At 73.0% G+C, this 3,962-nt stretch carries 3 protein-coding genes and 1 pseudogene; 1 reads left to right on the plus strand and 3 read right to left on the minus strand.

Annotation, left to right across the window (positions count from 1 at the left end):
* From E1193_RS30345 to E1193_RS30355, 3 genes and pseudogenes are all read right to left on the minus strand, one after another.
* Positions 1 to 180 (minus strand): annotated as a pseudogene (locus E1193_RS30345) (hypothetical protein); the annotation flags it as partial.
* On the minus strand, positions 177 to 686 hold the full coding sequence (locus E1193_RS30350; RefSeq protein WP_132186564.1) for a sigma-70 family RNA polymerase sigma factor: 510 nt from the start codon (positions 684 to 686) through the stop codon (positions 177 to 179). The gene E1193_RS30350 and the pseudogene E1193_RS30345, both read right to left, overlap by 4 nt.
* Before the next feature lie 100 nt (positions 687 to 786).
* Positions 787 to 1,452, minus strand: a complete 666-nt coding sequence (locus E1193_RS30355; protein WP_132186565.1) for a hypothetical protein — start codon at positions 1,450 to 1,452, stop codon at positions 787 to 789.
* A 997-nt stretch (positions 1,453 to 2,449) separates the two neighbouring features.
* Here E1193_RS30355 and E1193_RS30360 point away from each other — a divergent pair.
* On the plus strand, positions 2,450 to 3,829 hold the full coding sequence (locus E1193_RS30360; protein WP_132186566.1) for an FAD-binding protein: 1,380 nt from the start codon (positions 2,450 to 2,452) through the stop codon (positions 3,827 to 3,829).
* Positions 3,830 to 3,962 lie beyond the last annotated feature (133 nt).

Here is a 3,962-nt window from a genome sequence, read left to right on the forward strand (position 1 = left end):
GGCGACGCCCGTGCCGAGCGCGACGACGGCGAGGGCGGCGAGCGCGACCGACGCCGCCCGTCGACGTCGGCGGCGGGTGTCGCCGCGACGCCGGATGTCGGTGGCGGCCGGTACTCTCCCCTGCCCGCCCTGCCCCGCCAGCGCCCGCAGGGCGTTGTCGAGCTGGTTGCCAGAGTTCATGGCCGCGCCCTTTCGTCCACGCCTTGGTACTCCGGTTCGGTCAGGTGGGCGGCGAGGGCCCGGCGGCCCCGGGCCAGCCGCGTCTTGACGGTGTTCTCGTTGGTGCCGACCTCCGCCGCGATCTCGGCCACGCTCAGCCCGACCAGGTGGTGCAGCACCACCGCCCGGCGCTGCTCGGCGGAGATGCGCCGTAAGGCGGTCACCACCGCGACGTGGTCGACCGAGATGGCGTCGACGCGTTGCGCGGGGGCGTCCCGGCGATGGGCGCGAAGCCGGTTGACGGTCTTGCGCCATGCGCTGACCGTCACCCGGTACGCCACCCGGCGTACCCACGCCTCCGGGCTGTCGCACTCGCGCACGGCGGTCCAGCGGTCCCAGGCCCGGGCGTACGCCTCCGCCACCGCGTCCTCGGCCTCGGCCCGGTTGCCGATCATCGCGTACAGATGTCCCAGTACCCGCTGCACGGACGCGGAGTAGAAGGCGTCGAACTCCGCAGCGTCACGCATCGGTCAAAGTCTCCACCCGACCTGGTTGATCCTGGCAGTTGTGTGCTCGGTCGCACCGCCATTGGCCCGGCCGGGAACTGCCGGCCGGGCCGCCGAGGGGTCACTTCCGGCGCGGGGCCGCTCCGGTGTCGTTGAACCGGAAGCTGCTCACCGGCGGGGCATCGCCCAACTCCTCCAGAATCAGGCCGGACCGGGCGGAGTCGCGCAGGTACGCCCACCGGTTGCTGATCAGGTACTCGCGGCGACCTCCGGCCGGGGCGGGCGCGATGACGAACCGCTGAGCCGGGTCGTCCGCCCGGCAGGCGGCGCCGCGCACGAACAACGGCCGGCTGTTCCCCGGGTTGCGTACCTGCCAGCAGACCGGCTGCCCGGCGCCGCCGCCGTAGTACGCCTTGATCAGGAACTCCCCCGACCCCAACGGAGTCGGCACGAAGACCTGCCGGCCACGGTCGTCGTCCGCCTCGGCCAACCGTCCATCGTCGAGCAGCGCCAGCCCCGACTCGAATGCCCCCACCCGTACGATCGTCACCCGGCGCTTGCCGGAGAGCACCGGCTCCGCGCCCGCCGTCTCCTGCCGCACCGGCACCGCCCGCGCGCCCCCGGGCGGCTGAGCCTCGGTCGCGGGCACCGGCCCCGACTGCGGCTCGGCCACCGGCACCGCCGCCGGGCCCTCGCCGCCGGAGGCCGGCGACCCGCCGTACACCCCGACGGCGACACCGGTCAGTACCACCAGACCCGCACCGGCGAGCCACCTTCCGAACGCCACGTTTCCTCCCCGACTGCCTCGGCCATCGAGGCCGTGAGCCCGGTCAGCTCGCGGTCCTCGGTCGACACAGCCGGATGACGCGTGAGGCTGTCCGGGAGTTTCACCGCGGCGCGACATTTTCGACGCAGCTGACAGGCTGCCGTCGGCGGCGGTCACCGCAACGGGCTGCGAGTCACGTACCGGTGGTCGGGCGGCCGGTGCCGTCTGGACCGTGCCCGCCGGGTCCAGCGGGTCGGCTGTCGAACTCGCGGACGATGTTGTCGCGGTGGAACAAGCCGCTCTGCCTGTTTGCGGTTGGCCGCGCCGGTCTCCTGGTTGGCCTGCTGGGTGGGGTACAGGCCGACCGCGAGGACGAGCACCGACACAACCTGGCCGATGGCGACCCAAATCGCCACGGGTCGGGCCTGGGGCGCGCGCCGGCTAGAGGATACCGAGGGGTCAGGCCGGCTCGGCCTGCTGCCCCAGACCAACTCCACCTGCTGAGCGCGAGCACCAGGCGTTCCTCCGGAGGTGACGTTCGGGGAACGCCCGGGTCCGCCGGCGGGCCCGCGGCCGTGATCGTCTTCGTGGGATTCGCGGTGGCCGGCGGTTACTGAGTCCGACCACGCCCACCACCATTCGAACGCGGCCTGGCCGACCCCTGATCGGTGATCCGGGGCGACGAGAAAAACACCGGTCGTCCGCCAGTTGTCGCCTTCCCGTCCTCTCGCGGTGCCTGATCGGTTGGCTCGCCCCGTCATCCTTTCGGTGAGCCGGGAGTCGGCCAACAATGACTGGTAGACGACTGAGATATCGCTCACGACGCCGATCGGCAGAGCTGATAGCTACGTCTTGACCAGGGGTTATGGCGACCGAAAGCCGATCGGCCCGCAGATCGGGAAGTGGCGGAACCGCTGACGGGAGATTCACTGTCAGCTAGCCGTCCACTAATTCGCTTTGCCCACGGGGATGCCGTGCCGCTCACTGTAGACATCCATTCAGTGAAACGGAGTCAGCAGTGGCTACCACCAATCAGACCGGGCAGGCGATCATCCTCGGCGGCAGCATCGGGGGCCTGCTCGCCGCGCGGGTGCTGGGCGAGTCGTACGCGAAGGTGACCGTTTTCGACCGGGACGAGTTGCCGGCAGAGGCCGTCGACCGCAAGGGTGTGCCGCAGAGCGGGCACTCGCACGGACTGCTCGCCCGGGGCCGCCAGATCCTGGAGGAGTTCTTCCCCGGCCTGACCGCCGACCTGACCACCCAGGGGGCGGTCGCCATCGACGTCCAGCGGGACTGCCTGTGGGTCAACGACGGCCACCGAATTCCCCGGGTCGCCTCTGGACTGGAGGGGCTCTGCGTCAGCCGGCGCGCCTTGGAGGCGTACGTCCGGGACCGGGTCCGGGCACTGCCCAACGTGGAGATCCGGGACAGGTGCGAGGCGTTGGGGCTGCTCGCCGCCGGCGGCGCGGTCGTCGGCGCGCGGGTCCTGCCCCGGGGCGGCCGGGAGGAACGCCACGACGCCGACCTGGTGGTGGACGCGACCGGCCGGGGCAACCGCGGCCCCACCTGGCTCGCCGAACTCGGCTATCAGCCGCCCGTCGAGGACCGGGTGGACCCTCGCACGGTTTACGTCTCCCGCGACTACCGCCGCACCCCGGGCGAGGCCGACTTCGCCGCCTTCGTCAGCAGCCCCTCGCCGGACGCCCCGCACGGCGGGGTGGCCATTGCCGCCGAGGGCGACCGGTGGATGGTCACGCTGCTCGGCGTCGGCCCGGACCAGGCCCCACCCACCGACCCCGAGGGTTACCTCGCCTTCACCACGCGGCTGCCCGCCCCGGAGCTGCACGCGCTGCTGAGCCGGGCGGAGCCGCTCGGCCCCCCGAAGCGGATGCGGCTGCCCACCAGCGTGCGCCGCCGCTACGAGCACCTCACCCGCCTGCCGGAGGGCTTCATCGCGGTCGCCGACGCGGTGTGCAGCTTCAACCCGGCGTACGGGCAGGGCATGACGGTGGCCGCGGCGGAGGCGATGGTGCTGCGCGACTGCCTCCGGCAGGGCCGAAAGGAGCTGCCCCGCCGCTTCTTCGCCGGCGCGGCGAAGGTGGTCGACGTGCCGTGGGACATGGCCGTAGGCGCCGACCTGCGCCACCCGACGGTTGTCGGGCCGCGCAGCCGCCGGATCCGCTTCCTCAACGGGTACGTCACCCGGCTGCACGCCGCCGCCGCGCGGCACCCGGTCGTGGGGCGGCGCTTCCTGAGCGTCGCCAACCTGATGACGCCACCGCCGGGGCTCTTCGCGCCCGGGATCGTCGCCCGGGTGCTCTGGTCCGGCCGGCGTACCACGCCGCACCCCGTCCACGTCGGGCCGGCGGCGCGGGCCAAGGAGCTGGCTACCCACTGAGCCGGGCACCGCGGGTGGGCGGCCGGGGGACAGCCGCTCACCCGCATGACCGCCTGCCGCCGATGAGGCCGCGCACCGTGTTCGTCCCACAGCCGCCCGCCCCCGATCGCCCGCGAGTGCCGTCGCTGCCACC

The organism is Micromonospora sp. KC606, assembly GCF_004348675.1.
Classification (GTDB): Bacteria; Actinomycetota; Actinomycetes; order Mycobacteriales; family Micromonosporaceae; genus Micromonospora.

Coding starts and splice junctions, on each gene's coding strand:
- E1193_RS30350 (WP_132186564.1), bottom strand. CDS start 686: ATGCGTGACGCTGCGGAGTTCGACGCCTTCTACTCCGCGTCCGTGCAG.